This window comes from Methanococcoides methylutens (assembly GCF_000765475.1).
In the GTDB taxonomy this organism is placed as follows: Archaea; Halobacteriota; Methanosarcinia; order Methanosarcinales; family Methanosarcinaceae; genus Methanococcoides; species Methanococcoides methylutens.
This window is the reverse complement of the sequence record NZ_JRHO01000010.1, coordinates 192486-216672: the sequence shown is the minus strand read 5'-3', so window position 1 is coordinate 216672 and position 24187 is coordinate 192486. Positions and strand designations below refer to the sequence as shown.

General features: G+C 42.7%; 22 protein-coding genes and 2 tRNA genes. 8 read left to right on the top strand and 16 right to left on the bottom strand.

Going from position 1 to position 24187, the window contains the following annotated elements; genetic code table 11:
* Window positions 1–13: 13 nt before the first annotated feature.
* A complete protein-coding gene (locus LI82_RS06100; RefSeq protein WP_236622682.1) occupies window positions 14–2263 on the bottom strand; it encodes a type II/IV secretion system ATPase subunit in 2250 nt (749 codons plus the stop codon).
* A 219-nt stretch (window positions 2264–2482) separates the two neighbouring features.
* Between LI82_RS06100 and pheT the strand changes: the two genes are divergently transcribed.
* The gene (gene pheT / locus LI82_RS06095; RefSeq protein WP_048194143.1) at window positions 2483–4105 is read left to right on the top strand and encodes a phenylalanine--tRNA ligase subunit beta; all 1623 of its coding nucleotides are present in this window, start codon (window positions 2483–2485) and stop codon (window positions 4103–4105) included.
* 78 nt (window positions 4106–4183) lie between these two features.
* Here the strand turns inward: pheT and LI82_RS06090 are convergent, their stop codons facing one another.
* From LI82_RS06090 to LI82_RS06060, 7 genes are all read right to left on the bottom strand, one after another.
* Window positions 4184–5041 carry a rhomboid family intramembrane serine protease gene (locus LI82_RS06090; protein ID WP_048194141.1) on the bottom strand — a complete coding sequence of 286 codons (858 nt, stop codon included), beginning with the start codon at window positions 5039–5041 and terminating at the stop codon, window positions 4184–4186.
* A gap of 83 nt (window positions 5042–5124) precedes the next feature.
* Window positions 5125–5219 (bottom strand) — tRNA-Arg (locus tag LI82_RS06085).
* A 200-nt stretch (window positions 5220–5419) separates the two neighbouring features.
* The gene (locus LI82_RS06080) at window positions 5420–6196 is read right to left on the bottom strand and encodes a sulfite exporter TauE/SafE family protein (RefSeq protein WP_048194246.1); all 777 of its coding nucleotides are present in this window, start codon (window positions 6194–6196) and stop codon (window positions 5420–5422) included.
* Window positions 6197–6218: 22 nt separating this feature from the next.
* The gene (locus LI82_RS06075) at window positions 6219–6908 is read right to left on the bottom strand and encodes a potassium channel family protein (RefSeq protein WP_236622681.1); all 690 of its coding nucleotides are present in this window, start codon (window positions 6906–6908) and stop codon (window positions 6219–6221) included.
* 10 nt (window positions 6909–6918) lie between these two features.
* Window positions 6919–7923, bottom strand: coding sequence for a potassium channel family protein (locus LI82_RS06070; RefSeq protein WP_048194139.1), 1005 nt, complete (start codon window positions 7921–7923; stop codon window positions 6919–6921).
* A gap of 107 nt (window positions 7924–8030) precedes the next feature.
* Window positions 8031–9770, bottom strand: coding sequence for a site-2 protease family protein (locus LI82_RS06065; RefSeq protein ID WP_048194137.1), 1740 nt, complete (start codon window positions 9768–9770; stop codon window positions 8031–8033).
* Window positions 9771–9881: 111 nt separating this feature from the next.
* Window positions 9882–10340, bottom strand: a complete 459-nt coding sequence (locus tag LI82_RS06060) for an ester cyclase (RefSeq protein WP_236622680.1) — start codon at window positions 10338–10340, stop codon at window positions 9882–9884.
* 157 nt (window positions 10341–10497) lie between these two features.
* On the opposite strand from LI82_RS06060, the gene LI82_RS06055 reads away from it, so the two are divergent.
* From LI82_RS06055 to LI82_RS06045, 3 genes are all read left to right on the top strand, one after another.
* A tRNA-Leu gene (locus tag LI82_RS06055) sits at window positions 10498–10583 on the top strand.
* 16 nt (window positions 10584–10599) lie between these two features.
* The gene (locus LI82_RS06050; RefSeq protein WP_048194133.1) at window positions 10600–11439 is read left to right on the top strand and encodes a fumarate hydratase; all 840 of its coding nucleotides are present in this window, start codon (window positions 10600–10602) and stop codon (window positions 11437–11439) included.
* On the top strand, window positions 11439–12011 hold the full coding sequence (locus LI82_RS06045) for a FumA C-terminus/TtdB family hydratase beta subunit (RefSeq protein ID WP_048194132.1): 573 nt from the start codon (window positions 11439–11441) through the stop codon (window positions 12009–12011). The genes LI82_RS06050 and LI82_RS06045 overlap by 1 nt, the downstream gene beginning before the upstream one ends.
* Before the next feature lie 93 nt (window positions 12012–12104).
* Here the strand turns inward: LI82_RS06045 and LI82_RS06040 are convergent, their stop codons facing one another.
* From LI82_RS06040 to LI82_RS06030, 3 genes are read right to left on the bottom strand one after another with little or no spacing between them, the layout of a single operon-like run.
* Entirely contained in the window at window positions 12105–13415 is a 1311-nt protein-coding gene (locus LI82_RS06040; protein WP_236622679.1) for a type II secretion system F family protein, read from the bottom strand.
* Window positions 13416–13419: 4 nt separating this feature from the next.
* Window positions 13420–14343: a type II secretion system F family protein gene (locus LI82_RS06035; RefSeq protein ID WP_048194130.1), complete on the bottom strand. Its 924-nt coding sequence runs from the start codon at window positions 14341–14343 to the stop codon at window positions 13420–13422.
* The gene (locus tag LI82_RS06030; protein ID WP_081955752.1) at window positions 14336–16288 is read right to left on the bottom strand and encodes a type II/IV secretion system ATPase subunit; all 1953 of its coding nucleotides are present in this window, start codon (window positions 16286–16288) and stop codon (window positions 14336–14338) included. The genes LI82_RS06035 and LI82_RS06030 overlap by 8 nt, the downstream gene beginning before the upstream one ends.
* A gap of 231 nt (window positions 16289–16519) precedes the next feature.
* Between LI82_RS06030 and LI82_RS06025 the strand changes: the two genes are divergently transcribed.
* Entirely contained in the window at window positions 16520–18040 is a 1521-nt protein-coding gene (locus LI82_RS06025) for an AMP phosphorylase (RefSeq protein ID WP_048194129.1), read from the top strand.
* 5 nt (window positions 18041–18045) lie between these two features.
* On the top strand, window positions 18046–18582 hold the full coding sequence (locus LI82_RS06020; protein ID WP_048194239.1) for a tRNA (cytidine(56)-2'-O)-methyltransferase: 537 nt from the start codon (window positions 18046–18048) through the stop codon (window positions 18580–18582).
* Between the two features lie 154 nt (window positions 18583–18736).
* Here LI82_RS06020 and LI82_RS06015 read toward each other — a convergent pair whose 3' ends face one another.
* A complete protein-coding gene (locus LI82_RS06015) occupies window positions 18737–18973 on the bottom strand; it encodes a hypothetical protein (protein ID WP_048194127.1) in 237 nt (78 codons plus the stop codon).
* A complete protein-coding gene (locus LI82_RS06010; RefSeq protein ID WP_048194125.1) occupies window positions 18974–19714 on the bottom strand; it encodes a Nif3-like dinuclear metal center hexameric protein in 741 nt (246 codons plus the stop codon).
* 589 nt (window positions 19715–20303) lie between these two features.
* Here LI82_RS06010 and LI82_RS06005 point away from each other — a divergent pair.
* Window positions 20304–21095, top strand: coding sequence for a beta/alpha barrel domain-containing protein (locus tag LI82_RS06005; RefSeq protein WP_048194124.1), 792 nt, complete (start codon window positions 20304–20306; stop codon window positions 21093–21095).
* Between the two features lie 109 nt (window positions 21096–21204).
* Here the strand turns inward: LI82_RS06005 and LI82_RS06000 are convergent, their stop codons facing one another.
* From LI82_RS06000 to LI82_RS05990, 3 genes are all read right to left on the bottom strand, one after another.
* Window positions 21205–22170 carry a permease gene (locus LI82_RS06000; protein ID WP_048194123.1) on the bottom strand — a complete coding sequence of 322 codons (966 nt, stop codon included), beginning with the start codon at window positions 22168–22170 and terminating at the stop codon, window positions 21205–21207.
* A gap of 153 nt (window positions 22171–22323) precedes the next feature.
* Entirely contained in the window at window positions 22324–22710 is a 387-nt protein-coding gene (locus LI82_RS05995) for a putative zinc-binding protein (protein ID WP_236622678.1), read from the bottom strand.
* Between the two features lie 69 nt (window positions 22711–22779).
* Window positions 22780–23013: a thioredoxin family protein gene (locus LI82_RS05990; RefSeq protein WP_048194234.1), complete on the bottom strand. Its 234-nt coding sequence runs from the start codon at window positions 23011–23013 to the stop codon at window positions 22780–22782.
* Between the two features lie 374 nt (window positions 23014–23387).
* Between LI82_RS05990 and LI82_RS13615 the strand changes: the two genes are divergently transcribed.
* Complete coding sequence (locus tag LI82_RS13615) at window positions 23388–24128, top strand: endonuclease NucS domain-containing protein (RefSeq protein ID WP_048194122.1); 741 nt, start codon at window positions 23388–23390, stop codon at window positions 24126–24128.
* Window positions 24129–24187: the final 59 nt, after the last annotated feature.

The following is a 24187-nucleotide window of genomic DNA, read 5'->3' as shown; positions in this document are numbered from 1 at the left end:
ACTCCAAAGAACGTTATAGCAGATCAAGTTCCTTCAAAACTTTTTCCGGCGTGGATTGATAAGCATTAATAATACCAGAGATCTGCTTAAAATCCTCAATATCATTATCCACCATATATTCCAGTATACGCTGCCGGTTTGCCAGTTCCCTGTTGACATCCATTGCACCCCAGCCTCTCCTCATACGGATATCCATCAAAGCTTTTGAATCACCTGTCCTGTTGAAGGTATCGGTCGAAGAATCCCACGCAAAAACATCATTGGTCCTGACATTTCGAGTATTTGGATCAATATCAATGATCTCTACAACTTTCAGATTCCTTCTGACACGCTTGCCCATGGAATAGGTCTGTGCCTGAATACACATTATGTCCAGAGCCTGTATCATATTACGCGGCACACTTATAGGCGGGTTCTCAAGCCTGTGGATAGCAGATGGAACTGAATCTGCATGCATTGTAGAGAAGGTAGTATGTCCTGTGGACATTGCCTGGAAAAGTGTCAGAGCTTCTTTACCACGAACTTCCCCGACAAGGAGATATTCCGGACGCTGACGTAATGCAGCCTTTAGAAGATCATACATATCCACAGAACCACGATCATCTGCGGTGAAGGAATCTCTGGTCATACCAGGGATCCAATTTGGATGAGGCAATTTCAATTCCCTTGTATCTTCAAGACTTATTATCTTAGCTTTTTCGGGGATAAACAGAGATACAGCATTCAGTGAAGAAGTCTTACCGGATGCAGTACCACCGGCATAGATCAGGCTCTTGTTATTCTCAATGCATAACCAAAGATATGCCATACATTCCGGAGAGAATGTTCCCCACTTCAGGAGGTCTACCGGAGTGATAGGATCCTCGCTGAACTTCCTGATAGTAAATGTACTACCATGGGTTGTAACACTGACACCAAGTGTCATCTGTATCCTTGAACCATCCGGCATAGTGGCATCAACCATCGGATCTGCCACTGAGATATGCTTACCACTCTTCTGTGCAAGCTGGATAATGAAAGAATCAAGTTCTTTTTCTTCAAAAATAATGTTAGTAGCAATATTCTGATAAGCACGGTGATAAAGGAAGATTGGCTTACTGTGACCATTACCGGAAACATCTTCTATTGAACTATCATTCATCAATGGATCGATCTTACCAAATTTGATGAAATCACGCTTAATGTAATAAAATACCTTCTCAAGCATTGCAGGAGTTATTTCGATAGCATAGTCCTTGATAATTTCACGGATCTCTTTTTCAAGCACTTCTTCCTTGTCTTCAGTTTCATCAATATCTTCTACCAGAAGCTCATTATGAAGACGGTCCTTTATTTCGGTCAGGAAGACCTGCTCAAAGTCAGACAGTGAAGGCTCGACCACATAATAGATATGATCATTTCGATCTTCATTGTAAAGAATTACAATAAAAACATACGGTTCAGAGGTCCAGTAACGTTCGATTTCTTCATAGCCCTCAACCCCTGTAAATTCGGAAAGGATGCCATGGACTTCCGGATCATAGGGTTCTACCTCTTCATTTTCTCTTCTGAAGAGGTTCTTTATTTTTTCCTTAAAGCCGATCTTTTCAGCAGAAACGGATTCCCCATCATCTGCAGGGACAGGGTCTTCCTGAAGATCTTCGGCAGAAATACCTCTTTCAGCATCAATGTTTTCGACTCCACCTTCTCCGAAAGCATCTGAAAGTTCCGGAACTTGTTCTTCCGGTTCGTTGCTCTCTTTCCCTACCGGTTCTCCGGCAAGATGAAGACCCTCCGGGCTCCCGTTATCCCCACTGCCGTCTTCTGTAAGTTCAATGTGCATTTTCGGGACAGTTTCTGTCGCACTTTGCTGCCTACCTGTAGATAATTCGAATTCTTCCGGGTCAATGCTAACAGGTTCAAAGCCCTCAGGATAACCACTTTTCGGTTTCCAGTCCTCCAGGTTGGACCTGAATTCTTTCTCAGGACGGCCAAAGTTCTCTGACCTTGGCAGAAGGACATTAAGATCCTCATCACCATTATCAAAACTGTTCCTTTCAGGATTAGCAAAACTATTTCTTGATCTGCTTCTTGGTGTTAAAATAACCGCTTCAAGGTCTTCTTCATTAATTTCATTACTATTGTGAAATTCGGATAGCTTGTCGCTAAGGTCCTCACCTTCATTAGCCTCATCAGAGTCTTTCCCTACGACAGTTTTATGATCAGCATCTTCAATGCCATTCAACTTGTCGCCATTCAGATTATCTTCTGCCTTTTTTGCCATTGTTACACCGCAAGAGGTCTGTGCATATGATAGCCACAGATGGTGTGACCTATTATCATAATGATAATTATCATTATCTATTATTAAACTTATTGCATTTAAATGAGTACATTACAAAGAAAATTGATGACAAATATTAAATCAAAAGCTACACATGTTCGTTCTATTATCGGTTCAAATTGCTAATGGTCATATAACATGACCACGGAGATATCCCACATGCCAATAATTACCTTACAATATGAGGATCTGGAATCACTCACACGTTCAGACAAGGACACGATCATTGACCGCGTACCAATGATAGGTGCAGACATCGAACGTATCGAAAAAGAATCCATAGACATTGAGTTCTTCCCTGACCGCCCTGACCTTTACAGTGTGGAAGGAGTGGCAAGAGCCATGCGCGGATTTATGAACATCGATATCGGGCTTTGTCAGTATGATGTGACACCATCAGACATTACGATAGAGCTTGATGATCAGATCGAAAATGTCCGCCCGGTACTTGGCTGTGCGGTTGTAAGGGGAATAAACTTCACATCCAGCTCCATTAAATCCCTGATGGACCTCCAGGAATCCCTACACTGGGGACTTGGAAGGAACAGGAAGAAAGTTTCCATCGGCGTTCACGACATGGCAAGTATCACCCCGCCATTCAAATATCAGGCTGTTGACCCGGATTACAAATTCGTACCTCTTGACTTTACAGAACCAATGACAATGGATGAGATCCTTGTGGAGCATCCAAAGGGAATACGCTTTGCCGACATCCTTGAAGGAATGGAAAAATACCCATTGATAACTGATTCAAAGGAAAATGTACTTTCATTCCCTCCAATCATCAATGGAACGCTTACAAGAGTAGAAGAAAGCACTACTGACCTGTTCATTGATGTGACCGGTCTGGGAGATGCAGTTTACACTGCACTTAACATCGTAGTGACCGCACTTGCAGAAAGAGGTGGCAAGGTCGAATCGGTGAAGATCATCCATCCGGATGGAACTGAAAAGATCACTCCTGACATGACAGCTCGCGACCTCAAACTTCCAAGATCAGAGATCGATTCGCTAATAGGCGTGGAACTTACTAATAAGGAGATAATCAACGAGCTGGAAAGAATGGGATTCGGTGCAAGCCTTTCTGATGACGGAGAGAACTTCGACATCATGGTCCCTTCCTACAGGGCAGATATATTGCACAATTTTGACGTGATCGAGGATATTGCCATCGGATATGGATTTGACAAGATCCAGAGCAAATTCCCAAAGAATGCCACCATAGGAAGCGCACATCCAATATCCCTTACCAGAGGAGCAATGCGTGAGATAATGGTAAGCCTGGGATATTCAGAGGTCATGCCTTTTACACTCACCAGCCAGAAAGTGCACTTTGAGTGGATGGGACGTGAAGAGACAGATGATGTTACATTCGTGCTTCACCCTATAAGCGAAGACCAGACAATGGTCCGCACAACCATATTACCAAACCTCATAGAGATATTCTCCCTGAACCAGCACCATGAGCTTCCACAGCGCATCTTTGAAGTAGGAGAAGTTGTTGTGAATGCAAAGAACAGGCTTCACCTTTCAGCGGCCTCCATCCATGCGCAGGCAAACTTCACCGAGATCAGGGAAGTCCTGGACGCTGTGATGAGGGAGAGAGATATTCAATACGAGGTCACCGAATCAACAGATCCTGCATTTATCGAAGGCAGGCGTGCTGACATCATTGTCGATGGTAAGAAGGTCGGTGTAATGGGAGAACTCTATCCGGGAGTTATTGTCAACTTTGGTCTTGGCCAGCCGATAGTTGCTTTTGAGATCGATATGACAGAATAAAATATAAGATAATAATATTTCAGACTTAAAATTAAATATCCCATAAATCTTCCCGGAAATATCCGGGAAATTTCTTTTTTAAATTATCTTATTTACCTGTTCAAGCATAAGAGCGGACATTAATCCAAATACATAGCCCGTATAATGCCCCAGACTGTTTACAATTCCTGTTTCATTTATGATGTTTTCTGGGATCAGTAATGGCAGACCCATCAGAAAATATGCAAGAACGAGATAAACAAGTCCGATATAGAGGAGAATAAAATTCGAGGAGCCGTGCTTTATGTTTGATCCACAAAATGAATGGAGTTTCAGGGAAATACAATCAAATAACGGACGATTGGCATAAGCAGTTACCAGTAAAAGTATAGATATTCCCATATACATGAAAATAGAGGTATTCAAATTAAAAAGCACCAGGAAAAGGTTCAAAAATATCAAAAAATAGATGAACTCGTGCCCTATGTTAGGACAATAATACTTTTTGCAATACCTGTAAAAAGCAAACATCAGGTAAGCTACCAGTGCACTTACAACTCCTGAATATCCCTGAACAGGGAATGGAAGGTCTATAAAATATATCATTGAAAATGAGACAATAAATGGAAGGACGAAAGAAAATAACAAAAATGATATGATGAAAAATTTCCTGTCGGTTTCAAAATTAATGATCAGGAACATGACGATCAGATAAAAGACCACATTCTCCATCAAATGAGAATATGAAGAATGGACATAGTTGGACAGAAAAAGTGTTTCGACCTTTGGATCCAATGGAAAGAGAATGAAATGATCGAGCTTCATATAATCAGGAAGGAAAAAGAACATCATCAAAAGAGATGGCATAAAAAGAAATAAAAGAAAAATATCCAGATCCTTCCAGTTTACATTAAAAAAATGGAACTTACTGATCCCTTCTTTTAGTCCAATGCTCATAAATAGTAATGAGCTTCAAAACATTATAAGTTTTTGATAAGAACCTAAAAATTAAGTAGAGATCAAAAATGAAGTAAAAAATACGGGCCCGCCGCGATTCGAACGCGGGTCAATGGGTCTCTTCGCGGAATAATCCACTTCGAAGCCCATGAGGATGTCCTGGCTACCCTACGGGCCCATACAACTTAGAATTGCGTTGTATCATTGTGATGTTTCGTATTAAACCTTTCTATCATAGAAAGGAAAGCATTGAGCAAAATTTCAGGTTCTTGTCATCCTGACCTTACACATCACACTTCTTACCAGCCATATTCCCTAATCCCTCTTTCTCAGCCATATTTCCATACCTTCCACCCCCACAGCCATATTCCCTTATCTTTATTTACCAATAAGAGAGTATTGTAGCATCACTGCTATCAGCAGTAGCACTATACCGAGTATCTTACTGAAATACTGTTCAAAGAATAAACGAAGCTTATCATTCCGAAGATACATCAGCCTTGAACCTATCTGCCCACCTACCAATGCCGTAAATCCCATGGCAGCAAGAAGTGAAAGATCGATCTGTAAACTACCGATGTGTGAGAGAAATCCGGAAAGAGATGAGAAGAGAACTACTAATGCGGATGTTGCAGGTGCACTCTTAATTCCAAATCCCAGAAGCAACAAGACAGGAACCAGGAATGTACCGCCACCAATGCCCAGCATTCCTGCAACTGTTCCGATAAACAAGCCCAGAATGATACCGATAATAAAACGTGCTTTCCAGCTGGCCTTCGACCCACATTCCGAATGGCAGATTCTCTTTGAAAATATAACAATGAACCCTGCCAATGCAACTACCAGACTGAATATGCTTAATGTTGTAGTATCAGGAACAGATCGTGAAATAAAAGCTCCAAATGGTGCAGCTATTGCAGAGGATAATATAAAAGGTGCAGCCGTATGAAAATCCACCATCCTCTTTTTAATATAAGTGATCGATGCTGAAAAAGTGGTCACCACGTTTAACAACAGTGCAATTGCGATCGCTGTCAAAAGGTCCATCCCAAGCCAGTATAACAGAGGGACATATATGATCGCACCACCCATTCCAAGGAACGAGAAAAGGATGGAAAGGCAGAAAACAATTGCAATATAGAAAAGTAGCTCCATAAATGTATATCCACCGAAATTCTCAATCCTGTTTAAGGAAGATATTCCTGAACTTCTCGACATGCTCCCTGTTTCCAACCACGGCGATCGTATCGCCTACCTCCAGTATGAAGGAAGAAGGAAGAGAGACCGTCACTGAGCCTTTTCTTTCCACACCTATGATCTTGCAGTCAAATTTATTTACAAGATCAAGCTCTCCTAAACTATTACCAACCATACCGGAACCTTCCTTGAGCTGGAACTTTTCAATCTCGATACCTTCATAGAGGACGATCTCCTCATAAAGCTGATAGCATTCAGAACGGGAGCATTTGGATGTGATCTTGGCAAGCAACTGACCAGACACGATGGAAAGTGAAGCTACGTAATCCGCTCCGGCCTTGTATAGCTTATCAATGGAATTCACAGAATTTGCACGGGAGAAAATGATACAATCAGGCTTCAGACCGCGTGCCATAAGAGTTGCAAAGATAACTTCGGTATCAGTATTCAACGTAATGATCACCGTAGATGCCTTCTCAATACCTGCCTGCTTGAGAACAGCTTCATCAGTCCCATCACCAATGATGTGGTCAAAATTGACATTTGATAATGCAGCTTCATTTTTATCGACCACGATGAAATTAACATCATTGTCAACAAATACCTCAACTATACTTTTACCAACATCGCCATAGCCAAGTAAGATCAAATGTTCATTTGTTATCATCATGTTGCGCCCTTTAATCGGTCAATTTGCCTAATTTCTGAAGCTGTTCCTTGCTGCCTACTGCAAGAATGACAGTATTATCTTTTATCACATCACCGGGATGAATATTAAAAGTTAGCTGCCCACCTTTTCTTAAGCCTATGACAGTAGCTCCGGTCTTTTCATTAATAGTAGACTGTGCCAGAGTTTTTCCGATCAATTCACTTTTTGAGTATACAGGAAACTCTACGATGCTACACCCATCAAAGAACTCAGTAGTACCAAAAAGTACGCCAAGGAAGGGATCAACTGCCTTTTTTGCAAAGAACCTGCCCAGTACAAGTTTTGGTGATATGACACGATCAGCACCAGCATATTTCAGGTATTTTATCTTTGAAGCATCTTCTGCCACAGCAATAACCTTGACATCACTAACTTTTCGAGCAGTTAGAACAATATTCGCATTTTCATTATCTGACTGGTTAGCAATGAGAAAGCGGGCAGAATTTATGTTAGCATTCTCAAGAGTGACCTCATCGCTTGGATCACCATACATGCAGGGAATGTTATTCCTGGATAACATTCGCAGAGCATCTTCATCTTCTGATACAATAACAAAACTTGTATTTTGCTCCTGGAACTCCTCCACCAGGGTCTCCACAAGTGCATTATACCCACAGACAATTATGTGATCCGAATATTTTTTCGGAACCTTGACAGCAAGAGGAAGTTTCATCGTTTTCTCGAACCAGGGAGTGATGACAAGTGTGATCAAAATTCCAAAGAACAAAGGAATACCTGAGAGCATGACTATAATGGAAAAGATCTTACCGATCATCGAATGGAAGACAATATCACCATAACCAACTGTAGTTACGGAAGCCATAACCCAATAGATGGAATTTGCCAGATTGGCATATTCATGCTGTCCCTCATATTCCATCAGATTTATGAAAAGCACCATATAAAGCAAAACGACAAAGATCGACATTGCAATATAAGCTGCAATCGACGAACTCAAGAACTTTGGATATCTCATCTCGCGACCTCTTAGATTCCCACGTTTTGTTGTATCATAGTACTTTCATAATGCTTTCATATCAATTCATAATTGATCCCTTGATGCCTTCCAAACTGTTGTAACCATCAGAACCCATGTACGATATATGGTCCGAATATCATGAACAGGAAGGATATGAGGATCACAAATGTGAAAGTTGCGGCTATGGCTGCTGATATCTCTGTTGCCCTTCCCTCATCCGATACGAGCCTGCCAACAAAGGACCTGAGATAGTCCTTGAACACATGACCACCATCTAATGGAACTGCCGGAAGACAGTTGAAAAGGCCAACATAGAAATTAAGCCAACCGACCCATAGCAAAGTATTGGCGATCCAGAACACACCGATACCCAGAGGTTCACCCCACCCAACAGGATGGTAGAACTGGGCAAGTGTGCCACTAAATCCAGGGAAGCCTTCACCAGCAAAACCCACGATAGGAAGTCCCAGAAGAATGATCCAGCCGACAAAACCTGTCATCAATGAAGGTATTGACTGCAGGGCTTCAAGGTAGGCCTTTGCAGGGAACTCACCCACAGTAAGGCCAAGAGAGGTTATCTCCAGTCCATTATAATAAACACCAAGGAAACCTTTCTCAGAAGCAGCATCCTGACCCGGAGCCAGCTCTACTTCAAAGAAAGCAGAGGATGCTTCTTCCACAGGACCATCGCCCACCAGAGCCTCTATCATGATCGTCTGACCGGCCTTTGTTGAGCTCATGAAATCTACGAAGTCATCTGATGAATTTATTGGAGTTCCATCAATGTTAATGATAAGCATTCCTTTCTCGATCCCCGCTGCTTCAGCGGGCGAATCCGGAACAATATTGTTTATAAAGACCCCATTGGCTTCCTGTAGGCCGGGTTCTGCCACCTGAACATCATAGGCCGAGACCACCCGGTCTTTGGCAGCATGCACCTCCACCACAGTACCAGGTTCAATATTATCCATATAAAGCAGAATATCGTTCACGTTCGCAACCGGAGTATCATCAATCTGGGTGATGACCATGTTATCCTGAAGTCCTGCAATATCTGCTGAAGAATCAGGTGTAACACTAACTATCATAGCATCACCAAGAGGTGATATCGCTCCAAGGACAGGACCGAACAAAAGTATTAATGCAATTGCTGCAACCACAAAATTGGACATAACCCCGGCGGCCAGTATCCGTGCCCTTTGTTCTCTTGTGGCCACTTTGCCATTATCTGGCTTTTTATCTATACCCAGAACCTTCCTCTCGATAGGACCATCGGTGGAACTTGTGATCTTATCAGTATCAGCTTCCCCCCTTACCCCGAAAAGCTCTTCCTCATCCGGTTCGGCAAAGCCTCCGATAGGAACTATAGCAAGCAGAATACCCATGGACTTGACCCTGATGCCTTCTACCCTACACAGGATCGCATGTGAGAACTCATGTACTACAAGTGTTACCAGCAAAGCAATAATACCCCAGGAAAGAGGTATGAACTCATTTACACCCGGTATTAGGAAAATGTTCCTTGCCTCATTGAACTTACCCGGTTCAGGAAGTGTATTATCCCCAATGGAAGACAGCATGGCAACATCTGATACAACTATAATGAGGAACATGGCGAACATGCCAATGAACATAAGGATTATGCCAATATTCGCAAATAACTTCCACGCATTTTTAGGCTTTGCAAGGAAGTCCAACAGTTTCTGGCCCCTGAGAGTCCTTATCATAAGTACAGGACCATAGGTAGAGATGTTATATCGCTCAAGTATGCCTTTTTTATCAAGGATCGATACAATGACCCAGTACAAAAGGAAAAAGGCAATTAAAATTCTGGTTTCTATCAAATGAATTCTCCGGGATTATATGTCTGGAATAAGACCATGCATTTTCAACTAATCTGGTATCTGTTTGTATAAAAGATATGCCATTAAGACATGAGTGTTATTCAGGTCCTCTCAAAGCATATCAGATGAAAAAGCACCGAACTGCTGGGCGAAGTTCAATTGATCTACCTCTTCCCAGTCCTCAGCGATCAGGCTGTTTTCTATACGTGTGATCGTGATACCGGTAAATGTAACCGGCTTGTGTGTGGGTGGAACTCCCTGGAAATCAGCCAGATGCGTACCACTGGCAGTCCACCTGGTTACAACTTTGTCACCTTCAGCAATAACATCATTAACAACAAAATGAAGATCGGGAAGAGCCTTGTGGATGGATTCCATGAAATCCATAAGAGACTCAAGATCCAGTGTCTCACCGCCAAAATGCATTCGATAGTCAGGGCTGCACCTATCCACCAATTGTTTTGGATGCCAACCACGATCTGAAATACCCAGAACCATTTCTTTGTTCTTTTCTTCGATCCTGCGCGGGTCAAAGGATGCACCATTTTCAGGTATATCTGTCGTCATCATTAGATTACAATTACTTACTCTTTAATAAGTATATTTCAAAGAAAAGCATATTTGTCGCAAATATAGCAGTTCCACTCAAATTAAAAAGGCATATGCGACTGAACGATAGATAAGTTTATAACAAATACTGCTATTTCTGGTAACGTATTTCTCAAATGCGGGAGTAACCAAGTGGCCAACGGTGGCAGACTCAAGATCTGCTCGTGTAGACGTTCGGGGGTTCGAATCCCTTCTCCCGCACCATTTAAGGTGATCTTTTTTGACTGGCAAGATAACTTATGATGCTGTAGTTAAGGCCACAATTGACACAATCAAAGAAGCTGAGACTCTTCTTCCCGATGATGTTATAAAGGCTCTTGAAACAGCAAAAAAAAATGAATCAAGCGACGTTGCAAGATCGCAGATAGAAGCGATCCTTAAGAACATTGAAATTGCAGGTAACAACAGCATTCCACTCTGCCAGGATACAGGCATACTTATTTTTTATGTCGACATAGGCAGGGACCTGCACATTGATTTTGACCTTAAGGGAGCGATACTTGAAGCTACCAGGATAGCAACCCAACAGGTCCCATTGCGTCCAAATGCTGTAGATCCACTTACTCGAAACAACAGCAGTGACAATACAGGCGAAGGCCTTCCCGATATCAAATATGACTTTGTGGAAGGAGAGCAGCTGAAGATAACAGTAGCCCCAAAAGGTGCAGGTTCCGAGAACATGAGCGTTCTGAAGATGATGAATCCCACCGAACTTAAGAGCATTGATAACTTCATTGTTGAAACCGTGCTCAATGCCGGAGGGAGACCATGCCCGCCTGTTATAGTAGGTGTCGGTATCGGAGGTTCTTTCGACAAAGCTGCAAGGCTTGCTAAATCCTCACTTTTACGAACCGTAGATGACATGAATGATGAAGAGAAGGCAGTCCTTTCCAGGATCAATTCACTGGGGATCGGTCCAATGGGCCTTGGCGGCGATACCACTGCCCTTGCAGTATATCTTAACACATCACACTGCCACACAGCATCCCTGCCTGTAGCTATTAATATCCAGTGCTGGGCAAACCGCCATGCTTCCGTCACACTTGGAGGTGATGAATAATGGAATACCATCTAAAAACACCTCTTAAGAAGGAAGACGTCGAACAACTCGATGCCGGCGATATTGTCTACCTCACAGGAACTGTCCTGACAGCCCGCGATGAAGCACATGCACGCATCCTTGAAATGCATGAGGAAGGCCTAGAGCTACCTTTTGAACTGGAAGGTGCAGCCATTTACCACTGTGGACCCCTGATGCAGCAGATAGAAAGAAAATGGAGTGTCGTTGCAGCCGGGCCTACAACAAGCGACAGGATGTCAAAGATGACACCGGACCTTCTGGAGCGCTTCAACGTCCGTGCCCTTGTAGGAAAGGGTGGTATGAACAACGTGGCTGAAAGCCTGAAAGGGAAATGCATCTACCTGGCTTACACCGGTGGATGTGCAGCACTTGCAGCAGGTTCCATAAAGAATGTACCGCAAGTTCACTGGCTGGACCTTGGAATGCCTGAAGCAGTATGGGAACTTGAAGTCGTTGAGTTCGGCCCCCTAATTGTCGGTATTGACACAAAAGGAAATGACCTTTTCACGTCTATAAAAGAAAGAGCGAGAGAGTCCTTTTTAAATAAGTGAACCCTCCCCAGTTATTTTTTTACTATATATTATTTATTTTTAGATTATATTCTTACTTCTTTGTTTATTGGTTTAGCTACAAGCATCTTTTCATCATAGGATCAGGAAGCATACCCAGCCTATAAAGGTCATTACAAATGAGTGCTTCAGACCTCCTGAAAGGCGATTTTCTCCCAATTGTCCTGCAACCAGACCACTCATGAATCCCTGTAGCAAACATGCGTGGAAAAGGGTACGTATGAAAGCATCAGGATCGAAACCTCCAATAAAGGAACCTCCAGCAGATGCACCTGCCACAGCCTGACTTGCTTCGTACATTGTCGGAACAAAGCGAGTTGTCAGCATCAATATAACAAAGATGAACACAAAGAAAGCAATGTAGCTTATCACTACGTAAACAGCCATGTTACCACGACGTTCCCTCTCAAGTGTCTTTATTTCGCTTGCATCCCTGGCAGCAGCTTCAAGTACAAATGACACGCGACCTCCCGCACGGCTTGCCTGAGTGATCAGAGCTACAGCACGTGATATAAGGGGAGTGTTCATTCTTTTTGCGAAGTATTCGATGGTTTCCTCAAAGGAAATACCCCAGGAGACAGATGCATCCATTTTCTTGATCTCATCCGTCATTTCACCATATTCACCCTTTGCAACAGTACCTAGTGCTGCAGGGAGAGTAAGGCCCGCCCTGCTCATTTCCGCAATATCACGCAGGAAATTTGGCATGTACTCTTCGACCTTGTTGACAAATTTATGCTTCCTGTAATAGGTTATTGCTGGCGGGATGATAAATATCCACACCGAAAATAAGATCACATGATCAATAGTTGGCGTTCCCCAGGTGAACGAAAATCCCACCAGCATGAACAAAAGAGCGGCGGGGCCACTGAATAACATAGCATAATAAGGATATCTATAAAATGCATCTTTCGGATCCTTAAGGAATTCCTTCAAGCGAATGTTCTTTCTTGAATCTCCAAGCCTTAAATCAATGACATATTGTTCAATTCTACTAAGTTCCAACTCATCCATTTCCGGGATCTCAGCTTCATGAATTACAATAGGTTCACCGTTTGAACCAAACTCATTGGCTTCGGCAAAATCACCGACTTCTGCAAGCTCATCAGCTTCGGCAAGCTCATCGGATTCAGCAAGCTCATCAGCTTCGGCAAGCTCATCAGCTTCGGCAAGCTCATCAGCTTCGGCAAGCTCACCAGCTTCAGCAAGCTCATCAGCTTCGGCAAGCTCATCGGATTCAGCAAGCTCATCAGCTTCGGCAAGCTCATCAGCTTCGGCAAGCTCATCAGCTTCGACAATCTCACCAGCTTCAGCAACCCCATCAGTTTCAGCAACCCCATCAGTTTCAGCAATATCATGAGATCCAGTGTTCTCTACATCCTTCATTTTCTCACTCCTCCGGTGTTATTGCACTGACAAGAACTATGAACATAAGAGTTCCAATTGGGATTAGACCATATACCATCAGATAAAGGAACATAAAGTCTGCTCCACCCATCAATGCTACGATCGATATTACTACTATCAGGAAAAGAGGACCTGCTACAAATGCAGTAACATATGTTTCACCCATAAGACCAAGCGTCTCAAGGAATTCCTTTTGTCTTTGCCTGTTATCGATAAGATATTGATCGGCCTTGATCTTAAAGTAAGGCTCCAGATCACCACCTGATGTTACAACGGTAATTGAACCCTGCAGGAATTCCTGCATCATTGGAGAAGGAGTAGAGGCTGCGAGGTTCTTCATTGCACTCACAAGGTTATACCCCAATACTTCAAGGTCACGCACAAGATATCTTGCTTCCACAGCAACTTCGCCATAGATCTCATTGGACGCAAGGGAACGGAACAGATCTACCGGAAGAACCCCTGCCCCGGACATGGCAGACATATAATTGATACCATAGGGAAGCATCTGTTCTATCTTTCGCTTTCGATCAGATGCCACAATCGCCGGATATAATATGGCAAAATAATAGATACTGCTGAAACAGAGAACTGCAAATCCAATACCTCCGAACACGCGCAGTGCAAGGAGCTTATAAGCAGCATATTTTGCGGTCCATACAGGGAAACCAAGTGCAATTCCAGAGATATCAGGAAGTGGAATTATGGCCAGAAGCGCATTGAACAGGATAGACATTAACAAAGTACTCAGGATTGCCATTAGAAGGACACCTGAAAGGTACCTGTCATAGCCTATGTTGATCCTGCTTTTCATAAGGTTTTTTCTAAGTGAGAAATACTTTGAACGTTTGTTCACATAGTGTTTCCCAAATATTGCAAATGCAATACTAAAATATGAATTATCCATTCAAATCCTGCCTTATAACTTTCAGTAGTGTTTCAGGTTCACGTTTATACGCAACCACGATCTTAGAGAAGTCCCTGAAATGGGTAATCTTCTTCAAACGTGCCCACTCCATGACATCCTGACGCTGTTGTAACTCCTCCCTTACCCTGGCCTCGGTCCAGCCTCTTGCATCCATAACACTCTCGAGAACATAGGAGCGGCCTGAGTACTGGAAAAGATCCTTTGCAGCATTCCAGGAGAATACTTCATTTGTCAGCAACTCACCGGTCCTTGGATCAACACCAACGATCTCTGTAAGAGTTTTACACCGCCTGACCCTTTCACCATCGACCTTTACCTGAACCTGCAAAGATACAATATCAAGAGCCTGTATCATGATCCTTGGGATATTGATCGGAGGGTTCTCAAGCCTGTGTACGATCGACTGCACAGAGTCAGCATGCATTGTAGAGAACGTTGTATGTCCTGTTGACATTGCCTGGAACAGAACATATGCTTCAGCACCTCTTACTTCACCCACCAGAATATATTCCGGACGCTGCCTCAGTGATGCCCTCAACAGTTCATACATTTCAATGGAACCTTTGGATTCGCCACCAAATGCTTCACGCGTAACACCGGGGATCCAGTTGGGGTGAGCAAGGTTCAATTCCCTTGTATCCTCAATGGAAACAATCTTCATTTCCGGCTGGATAAATATTGAAATAGCGTTCATTGCAGAGGTCTTTCCTGAAGCAGTACCTCCGGAGAAGATAACACTCTTGCTTGAATCCACAGCAAGCCACATGTATGCCAGCATTGCTGTCGAGAACGTATGATAACCAATAAGATCGGAAGGTGTAATTGGATCCTCATTGAATCGACGTATGGTAAAAGTACTACCTCGGGTAGTGATCTCTCTTCCAAGTGTTAATTGTATACGTGAACCATCAGGCAACGTTGCATCAAGCAACGGATTTGCTATGGAGATATGCTTACCACATATTTGTGCAAGCCTGATAGCGAGTGGGTCCAGATGATCATCCGAATCGAACAGCACATTTGAAGGAATGGACTCATACTTCTTGTGGTATATGTAGATTGGCGTATTAGGACCATCACAGGATATATCTTCTATTAACAGATCGCGCATCATGGCATCGATCTCACCATATCCGAGATAGTCACGGATGATGTAATACATGATCTTCTCACGCGTAAGAGTGGTAAGCCGGATCCTATAATCAACAAGGAAGATATTGACGTTCTTACGCAGGTATTCTTCTGCAACTTCTCTTGACATACTTTTCAAATGTGCATGAAGAACCTCAGCGATACGCTCCTTGATCATCCTGAACAATTGCTCTTCTTCATCTGTAAATTCTGGTTCAAGCACTTGATATTGATACTCGTGAAGGTCAGAATTATAAGAGATTCTTACATAAGAATAAGGGGGATTTATTTCAAAGAACTCGATCTCTTCAAACCCGGACTCTTCATCCAGGGAAATATCTACAAGAGGACCATGGATGGCCACATCATATTCCTCTACCTCGAAGTCCTTTGTCTTAAAAGCATTGATAACTCGCTTATGGAAAGGTTCTTTCTTGAAAATGAACATCGGAGTTTCTTCAAACTCCTCAACTTCTTCCTCCTCTTCTGCAATCTCTTTTATCGTCTTTTCCCATAAGGATTCAATTTCCTCTGGTAGTCTGTTTTGATCATCACTTTCATCTTCATCATCAGTGGAAATGCTTTCCATGTCCTCGATATTTTCATCAAGTTCTTCTGTGTAAAGTTCATCTGAAAGAGAATCATCTTCAACTATGTCTACTATATCAACGATGCCATCTTCCACAGACTCGATCTCGTCTTCCTTCTCGGCATTTTGAGGATTCAAATTTTCAACCATTATACCACGCCTTTGGTAATTGCCATTCCTGATCATAACAACAATAAGAACCATTCAGGCCCCCATGCCTGTCCTCTATTGTTGTTAAAAAGAGTACGCATCTACGGCTTATATAGTTACCGCAGATTGTGCTCATTACTCATCATTATAATTATCATGTTGAACAATATAAATCATTATTGGTTAATTCAAAGATCAAAAGATAGAACATACTCACAATGAATGAGCAATGTAAATCTATTTATCCACAAAAACAAAAGTAGTACAGAGTTTAAGGTGAAAAATATGCAACTAAAAGTACAACCTATTGATATCAAAGTTGGCAAATACAAAGTAATCCTGAACACCATCGATGCAAAAGAGCTTGGTGTCAATGAAGGAGATCGCGTTCGAATAAAGAATCATGAAACGCTTACAGCCATTGTAGATTTTACCGAGGACATGATATCACCAGGCATGATCGGCCTTTACCATGAGGTCAAGGAAGCTATGCAAAAGGAATGGACCGAAACAATAGAGGTATTCCCTGCAGAGAGACCGATGTCGACATACATCATCAAAAAGGTCATGGATGGCAAAAAGCTCACTAAAGAAGAGATTGATACCCTTGTAAGGGACATCGTGGAGGAAAATCTTAGTGAGATCGAACTTGCAGCCTTCCTTACTTCAACATACATTAACGACATGACAGATGATGAAACGGAATGGTTGACAAGAGCCATGATCGAAACAGGAGATAAGCTTGAGTTCGATACACACCTGATCATGGACAAGCATTCCATAGGAGGAGTGCCTGGTAACAAAATATCACTTCTTATAGTACCCATAGTTGCAGCTAACGGACTCGTCATACCAAAAACCAGTTCAAGAGCAATAACCGGAGCAGGGGGAACTGCTGACCTGATGGAGATCCTTGCACCTGTGGAGTTCGATGCTGATGAGATAAAGAAGATGACCGAAAAAGTTGGTGGCGTCCTTGTATGGGGAGGTGCCACAAACATCGCACCTGCTGATGACAAGCTCATTAAGGTCGAGTATCCGCTTTCCATTGATCCGCACTGCCAGATGCTGGCATCTATTATGGCAAAGAAAGGTGCAATTGGTGCAACTCACGTTGTAATGGACATACCAACCGGCCCGGGTACAAAGATACCAAATGTCCAGGAAGGAAGAAAACTTGCAAGAGATCTCATAAATCTTGGAGACAGGCTTGGAATGGATGTTGACTGTGCTTTAACCTACGGCGCTTCACCTGTCGGACGTACGGTTGGTCCTGCACTTGAGGTCATTGAAGCATTAAAGGTCCTTGAGAACTTCGACGGCCCTAATAGCCTGATAGAGAAGAGTGCATCACTGGCGGGAATGCTTCTCGAGATGGGAGGAGTGGCTGCCAGGGACCAGGGATACGACCTGGCTATTGAGACCCTGAAGAACGGGAAAGCCCTTGAGAAGTTCAAGCAGATCATCGAGATACAGGGCGGAAACCCGAATGTAACCCACAAGGATATTCCAGTAGGCGAATTCACTAAAGACATTCTTGCCCCTACCAATGGATATATCCTGGAACTTGACAACAAAAGACTCGTTCAGATCGCAAGGATCGCAGGTGCTCCAAATGATAAAGGAGCAGGTTTAGTTCTCCACAAAAAGCTGGGCGAACCGATCAAAGAAGGAGATAAGTTGTTCACCATTTATGCTGAGAAAGAAGCAAAACTGAACACTGCATTCCAGAATGCTAATGCAAAACCACCATTCATCGCAGAAGGAATGCTTCTGGAACGTATCCAGAGCTTCAAGGAGATATGAGATCAATGCCAAGAGTAGTAATACTCCGCCTAGGTCATCGGCCCGAGAGGGATAAAAGAATAACCACGCATGTCGGACTGACAGCCCGGGCACTTGGTGCAGAAGGAATGCTTCTTGCATCCAATGACAAAGGCATTAAGAATGCCATTGAAGACGTTGCAGATCGATGGGGAGGTGAATTTTACGTCAAGAACGATGTCAGCTGGAAAGCCGAGATCGAAAAATGGAAAGAAGGAGGAGGCAAGGTCTGCCATCTTTCCATGTATGGCATAAACTTGCCTGATGCAACCGAGGATATCAAAAGCTGTGAGAAGCTCATGATCGTCGTAGGTGCCGAAAAAGTACCTACTGAAATATATGACATGGCAGACTGGAATGTTGCAGTAGGCAACCAGCCACACTCAGAAGTTGCTGCAGTTGCCCTGACCATGGACAGGATCGCACAGGATGAACCTTTAAGACAGGAATTCCCAGATGCAGAGCTGACTATCATACCCACGGAATACGGTAAAAGGGTAATTGATAATAAAATAAAAGAATAAGGCCTAAAAAAGTTAAAAACAAACATGAACAAGCTCTGAGACATGCAATATTAGGCATAGCAGGAACAGCTACAATGTTCCGGTTATTCCTAATATGTTTCCTGTTTTGTTATTTGATTTCTTTTTATGATATTAGCGACCTCTATTTATGAACTCATTTCTGATCTTCTTTTTCACCCTGTCCTTTGTTATCATCAGAACTTAGTGCTACTCCCCGATTAACAGGAGGTTTGTCAAATTTACCATAGCCCCTGTGCTTTTTGCACCCGGGAGCTTTAGACTGCTCCATCATCAGTTCATCCAGTTCTTCATCCGTCAGTTCTTCTGAAGCCCTATTTTCTTCATTTTCATTTCCTGCTGTTACTGCCGATGCTTCTTCTTTAGAGTTCATTCATAACACTCCGATAAATGGGTCGTTGTCAATAAATTCCACATCAATGTTGAGCATGTTCTTCAGACGCTCACAAAGCGCTTCCATTGCAGGGTTCTCTGTAGCATAATGAGTGGCATCCACAAGCAAGATATCATCATAATTACGCAGGACATCATGTTTAAGCTCAGCAGAAACATAGGCATCGACATTGTGCTCTCTTGCTATGTCAAGGAAATCGTCCTTAAAGCCACTCCCGCCAAACACCATTACATTTCTTATGGAATCCTTCTCACCCACATATTGCAGATGAGTGTTGAGGCTCTTTGAAACATGGTTTACGAAAACATCTGCAGAGCACTCATCGATCCTGCCTATCCGACCCATGCCTACATCTTTTACATCACCAAGACCAAGACGCTGGGCAAGCACATCGTTAACACCACCCTCAGCCCTGTCATAGTTCGTATGCATGGAATAAAGGGAAATGCCATTGTCAAGAGCGATCTTTAAAAGACCTGCAAGCTCTTTTGATATCAGGTTCACAGAATGGAATATCAGCGTGTGATGGGTAATAAGCAGGTCCGCACCTATCTGAGCTGCACGTTTTAGCACATACTCAGTAGGATCAAGTGCAACAGCTATCCTGTTGACATCATCATCCAGATCAAGAGTAAGGCCGATCCTGCCAACATCGAAATCTTCTGCTAGTTCAGGAGGTGCAATCTCCTCAAGTGTTTCTACGATACCTGATAGTTCCATGCTATAGCAATAATTTTTTGGAAATATCAATTTATCGGAAAAAGGTCAGAGAACCAATCGATAAATTTATAACCGATATGTTCGTTCATACATAACGCTGACATAACGCTTCGACCAGTGCATGAGAGCAAATGGTCAAGAATGCACCATCGGCTCGAAATCACACTTATATGATCGATCCTCCCTGTATCTCACCCGCATTCCCTGTATAAGTTCATCTACTCCGGCAGTGGAATAAGGAAAATCATGAACAGGACAACAGGGTCATCACATATGTGCAGGCACCAAAACAGTGCTTGATGTAGAGGCCAGGTATGGAAATCACAGAGATATTTGGCGTGCTTGCTGCCAGAATCATAATATTTCCATACCGTCTCTGCAAAACTCTTTCTAATATGCAAAAGAGGTAATTAAGGAGCTGTGCATGCAGTAAAAATGCAAAACAACTTTATGAATTAATAATTTAACGGCGTTAATTTAAGAAGAAGTTAGCAAGCTATTTATATAGCCTATCGATATTTGCAACCCATAAAAAGATATCAATGCCATAAGACAGTGGCTGTAATGATATATCGTGAAAGGTGACAGGATGATTGAAGAATTCGAACACTATCTGCTTGAGGATTGCCCCTACGGAGATGAGACCACAGAACTACTTGGTATCGAAGGAGAAGGAAGCCTGACTATCAGGTCAAGAGACCCAGGTATTGCCTCCTGTGCGGATGATCTGGCAGAATTCTATGAGAAGAAAGGCTTGAAAGTTAACATGCATCTCGAAAACGGGAAAGAGTTTGCAGAGAATGCTGTGCTTTTCGAAGCAGAAGGTGATCTGCGTAAACTTTTCAAGCTCTGGAGGATCTCACAGACATTTCTTTCAATGACCTGCGCCATTGCTACAAAGACAAAGAGAATGGTGGACAGTGCAAGAGAAGTGAATCCTGATATTATGATAGCTACAAGCAGAAAGACACATCCCGGATTTCGCAAATACGAGTTAAGGTCCGTACATGTAGGTGGCGGAGACCATCATAGAAATTCCCTCAGTGATTCCATCCTGATAACACAGAACCACTTCAACGTGGTCGGTTCTTTTGAAAAGCTCAGGGCTATGAGAAAGATAGAGATAGAACCACGCACAAAAGAAGAGGTTTTCCAATACGCACCCATAGCGGATATCCTGCTACTCGACCATTACACCCCTGAGGAGCTAAAAGAGGTAGCACCAAAGCTTAGAGAGATAAATCCAAAGCTCGAGCTTGCTGTCGGAGGTATTTCATTTGAGGATATACCAAAATATGCAGCATCAGTAGATTTTGTCGTTACCACAGCACCATTTTATGCAAGCCCTTTTGATCTTACAACTAACATCGAGAGACAGTAACATTGTAGTCTGGTCTGTCAGGATAAGCTGATTTCCCTACAAGAAATAAATACATTTTGGAAAGAAAAAGAAGAGCAAGATCCAACATCTTGCTCACCGGGTATCTTTTTTACAGAACCGCATTGAACATATATCCAGTGAATATCACAGCTACTGCCACGATAGACACGAACAGGGCGATCAGTTCATTGCTCAGGACCTTTTTCAGTATGATCATCTCAGGCAGTGATACTGCAGTAACAGACATCAAAAATGCCAGGGAAGTACCGATAGGGAGCCCTTTTCCAATGAGACTTTCAACCACAGGGATCAGGCCCATGACATTGGAATAGAGTGGTACGCCTATTAGTACTGCAGCAGGGACAGCGAGGAGATTATCTTTTCCTGCATACTGTGCAAGTATCCCTTCTGGAGCAAAACCATGGAATATACCTCCAAGAGTTACACCTATAATAACATAGAGCCAGACCTTACCCACAATGCTTTTGACCTCTTCAACAGCGTAATCGAGCCTCTGCCTTGAACCCATCTCAGCTTCTTTGAAAGGTAGAGAGTGGACATTGTAGACGAAATCTGCAACGTATCGTTCCAGCTTGAGCAGGCCTATGATATAGCCACCGACAACACCGATAATAATACCTGAAACAACATAGAGTGCAGTAGCCTTGAATCCCAGTGTAGCCCAGAGTACAGCAATGGCCGCTTCATTCACAAGAGGAGAAGTTATGAGGAACGAAAATGTCACACCAAGAGGTACCCCCGCTTCAATGAAACCGATGAAGATCGGAACGGATGAACATGAACAGAACGGAGTGACAGTACCCACAAGTGATGCAGCTACATTGTATATCGGTCCTTTTTTGCCTCCAAGTATCCTTCTGGATTTCTCAGGAGTTATATAGGACCTCATGTAAGCTATCAGGAAGATCATCACAGAAAGAAGTGCAAAGATCTTCAGTACATCGTAGATAATAAAATTCAGGCTTTTTGCAAGACCTGTGGTGGCTTCGATCCCAAGTAGATCGTAGGTGACCTTATCTGCTATCCACTGCATGGGATAGAACACGTCAACCATAGTATCATTTCCTCCAGAGTAAATTGACAGAGGAGCAGAATCTTTGGACAATCCGGCTGGCTCGCACCTGTCATGTATCTTATAACATCACTTTTTTAGTGGACACAGTAATTTTAGCATCCTTTTCGTATTCACAAAGATCACAGGGATCGATCAGAAAAGCTTGACACACTTTTCCAGACTCTCTGAGATCACCGAATCCTCGATATCCATATCCCTTGTCTTCTTCACGCCAAGTTCAGTGACAACGATATGTCCATCCACTGCGATCCCGGCGTTCTTGAAAATCTTAGAGGCACAGTTCATTGGACAGCCATCTATTACAACAACCCTGTCACAGCCCTCTGCAGACTTCAACTGACCAGGGACCTTAGCACCTATCCCGGAGGTACACAGCATCTTACCCTTTCCAGCTTTAGTCAGTTCTATTGCCAGCTGATTAGAGATAATGCCCACATTCGCTGAGCCTGAACATGGATAGATACCAACGATCTCTGACCCACATTCACATTCACAACCACATTTCATATTTCCAGTCATTTTTTTCACCTTTTCCAATTTTGTAATTTTAATTCCGTATCATGGACATGGAACTGCATTATTGCCCGTTTATCCATTTATCCATTTTCTTACATTGTCTTCACTGGGAACTCTGCCGGCAACCATTACCTCACCATCAATGACAAGTCCCGGAGTGATCATTACTCCATAGGAAAGAATGGTCTCAAAATCTTCAACCTTGACAACGTCCGCCTGGAGTCCGCTTTCCTGAAGAACTTTTTCAACTACTTCTTTTGTCTTAACGCACTTTGCACATCCGGTACCGAGTATTTCTATTTTCATACGATCACATCCCATCTTTACCATACAGCAATTCTGGTAATTCGAATAACTTCAAGCTATTTCAAATAATATTGAAACTTCGTATTTCGAATAATGTTGAAATAGATATAAATAGATATCGGTTTCAAATTAATTAGAAATAGATTCAGAGCATTATACTAAACATAATTTTAGGGAATTCAGATAAACTTCCAAAATAGGAGCAATGTTTTTGATCGAACAGAATAAGGTTTTCTTTTCGTTTTCCTCAGTCAGCACCTTTAAATGTACCGATAATAAATTGCAATTCGATCTTTGAAGCTCAGTTTGGAATTACAAAACCCCCTATACAAGTAGTACTTGATTTTATATCGGGAGGTTGTAAGTGTGATAGTATGGATAATTTCAGTTACTATGTAAGAGATGACACTCCGGTAGAAGTAGCGGAATCAACCTTAAGGATCCTTCAGGCCATCAAGGAAGAACATGATTGCGATTATACGATAATTAAGATAGAGGAACTTCCAGAGGACGAACAGGAGGATGTTCTGGAGAATATCCGAATATTAAGCCGGAGGAACACGGTCGGTGTTGTAAGCAAAGGCAGAGGTTCTCTTCCCATCTCACGCAAGAAGAATCTCAGCAATGTAGGTATTCTTATCCATTCACGTGATAACAAGGATATTTCAGTCCACCCTAACGTGAAGAACAACAAATTAACAACCGTTGTCCAGTACCTGAACCTTATACTGAATTCTTCCAGTGTGGAAGATGCACTTGACTCTACCCACATTTCCGAAGATGACATCTCAAGGATGATCAGCAGCCTGCCGGAACTGATCGAAACCGGACTGACCTTCCACGAGATCGAAGTTGAGGTAGAGGGGGGAAGAATAGATGCAGTCTTTATCGATGAGCAGGGAAAGCACTTCTTGATAGAGATAGAGATCAACGCAAAGGACAATGCCATCGGTCAGGTGCAGAGGTTCAAGCTCCCTTATGCTGAAAAGTATGGGGTCAATCCTGAGGATATACGGCTGGGAATCGTGTGTGCGACTATTGATAAAAGCAGAATGACAGCATGTCGTGGTGCGGGAATCGAGGTTTATTGTCTTTGCCTTGAGAAGATGGAATGATATTAAGAATATGAAAAGGTAGACAAATTAAAATGAATTTCCTTTTTATTTTATTTCCA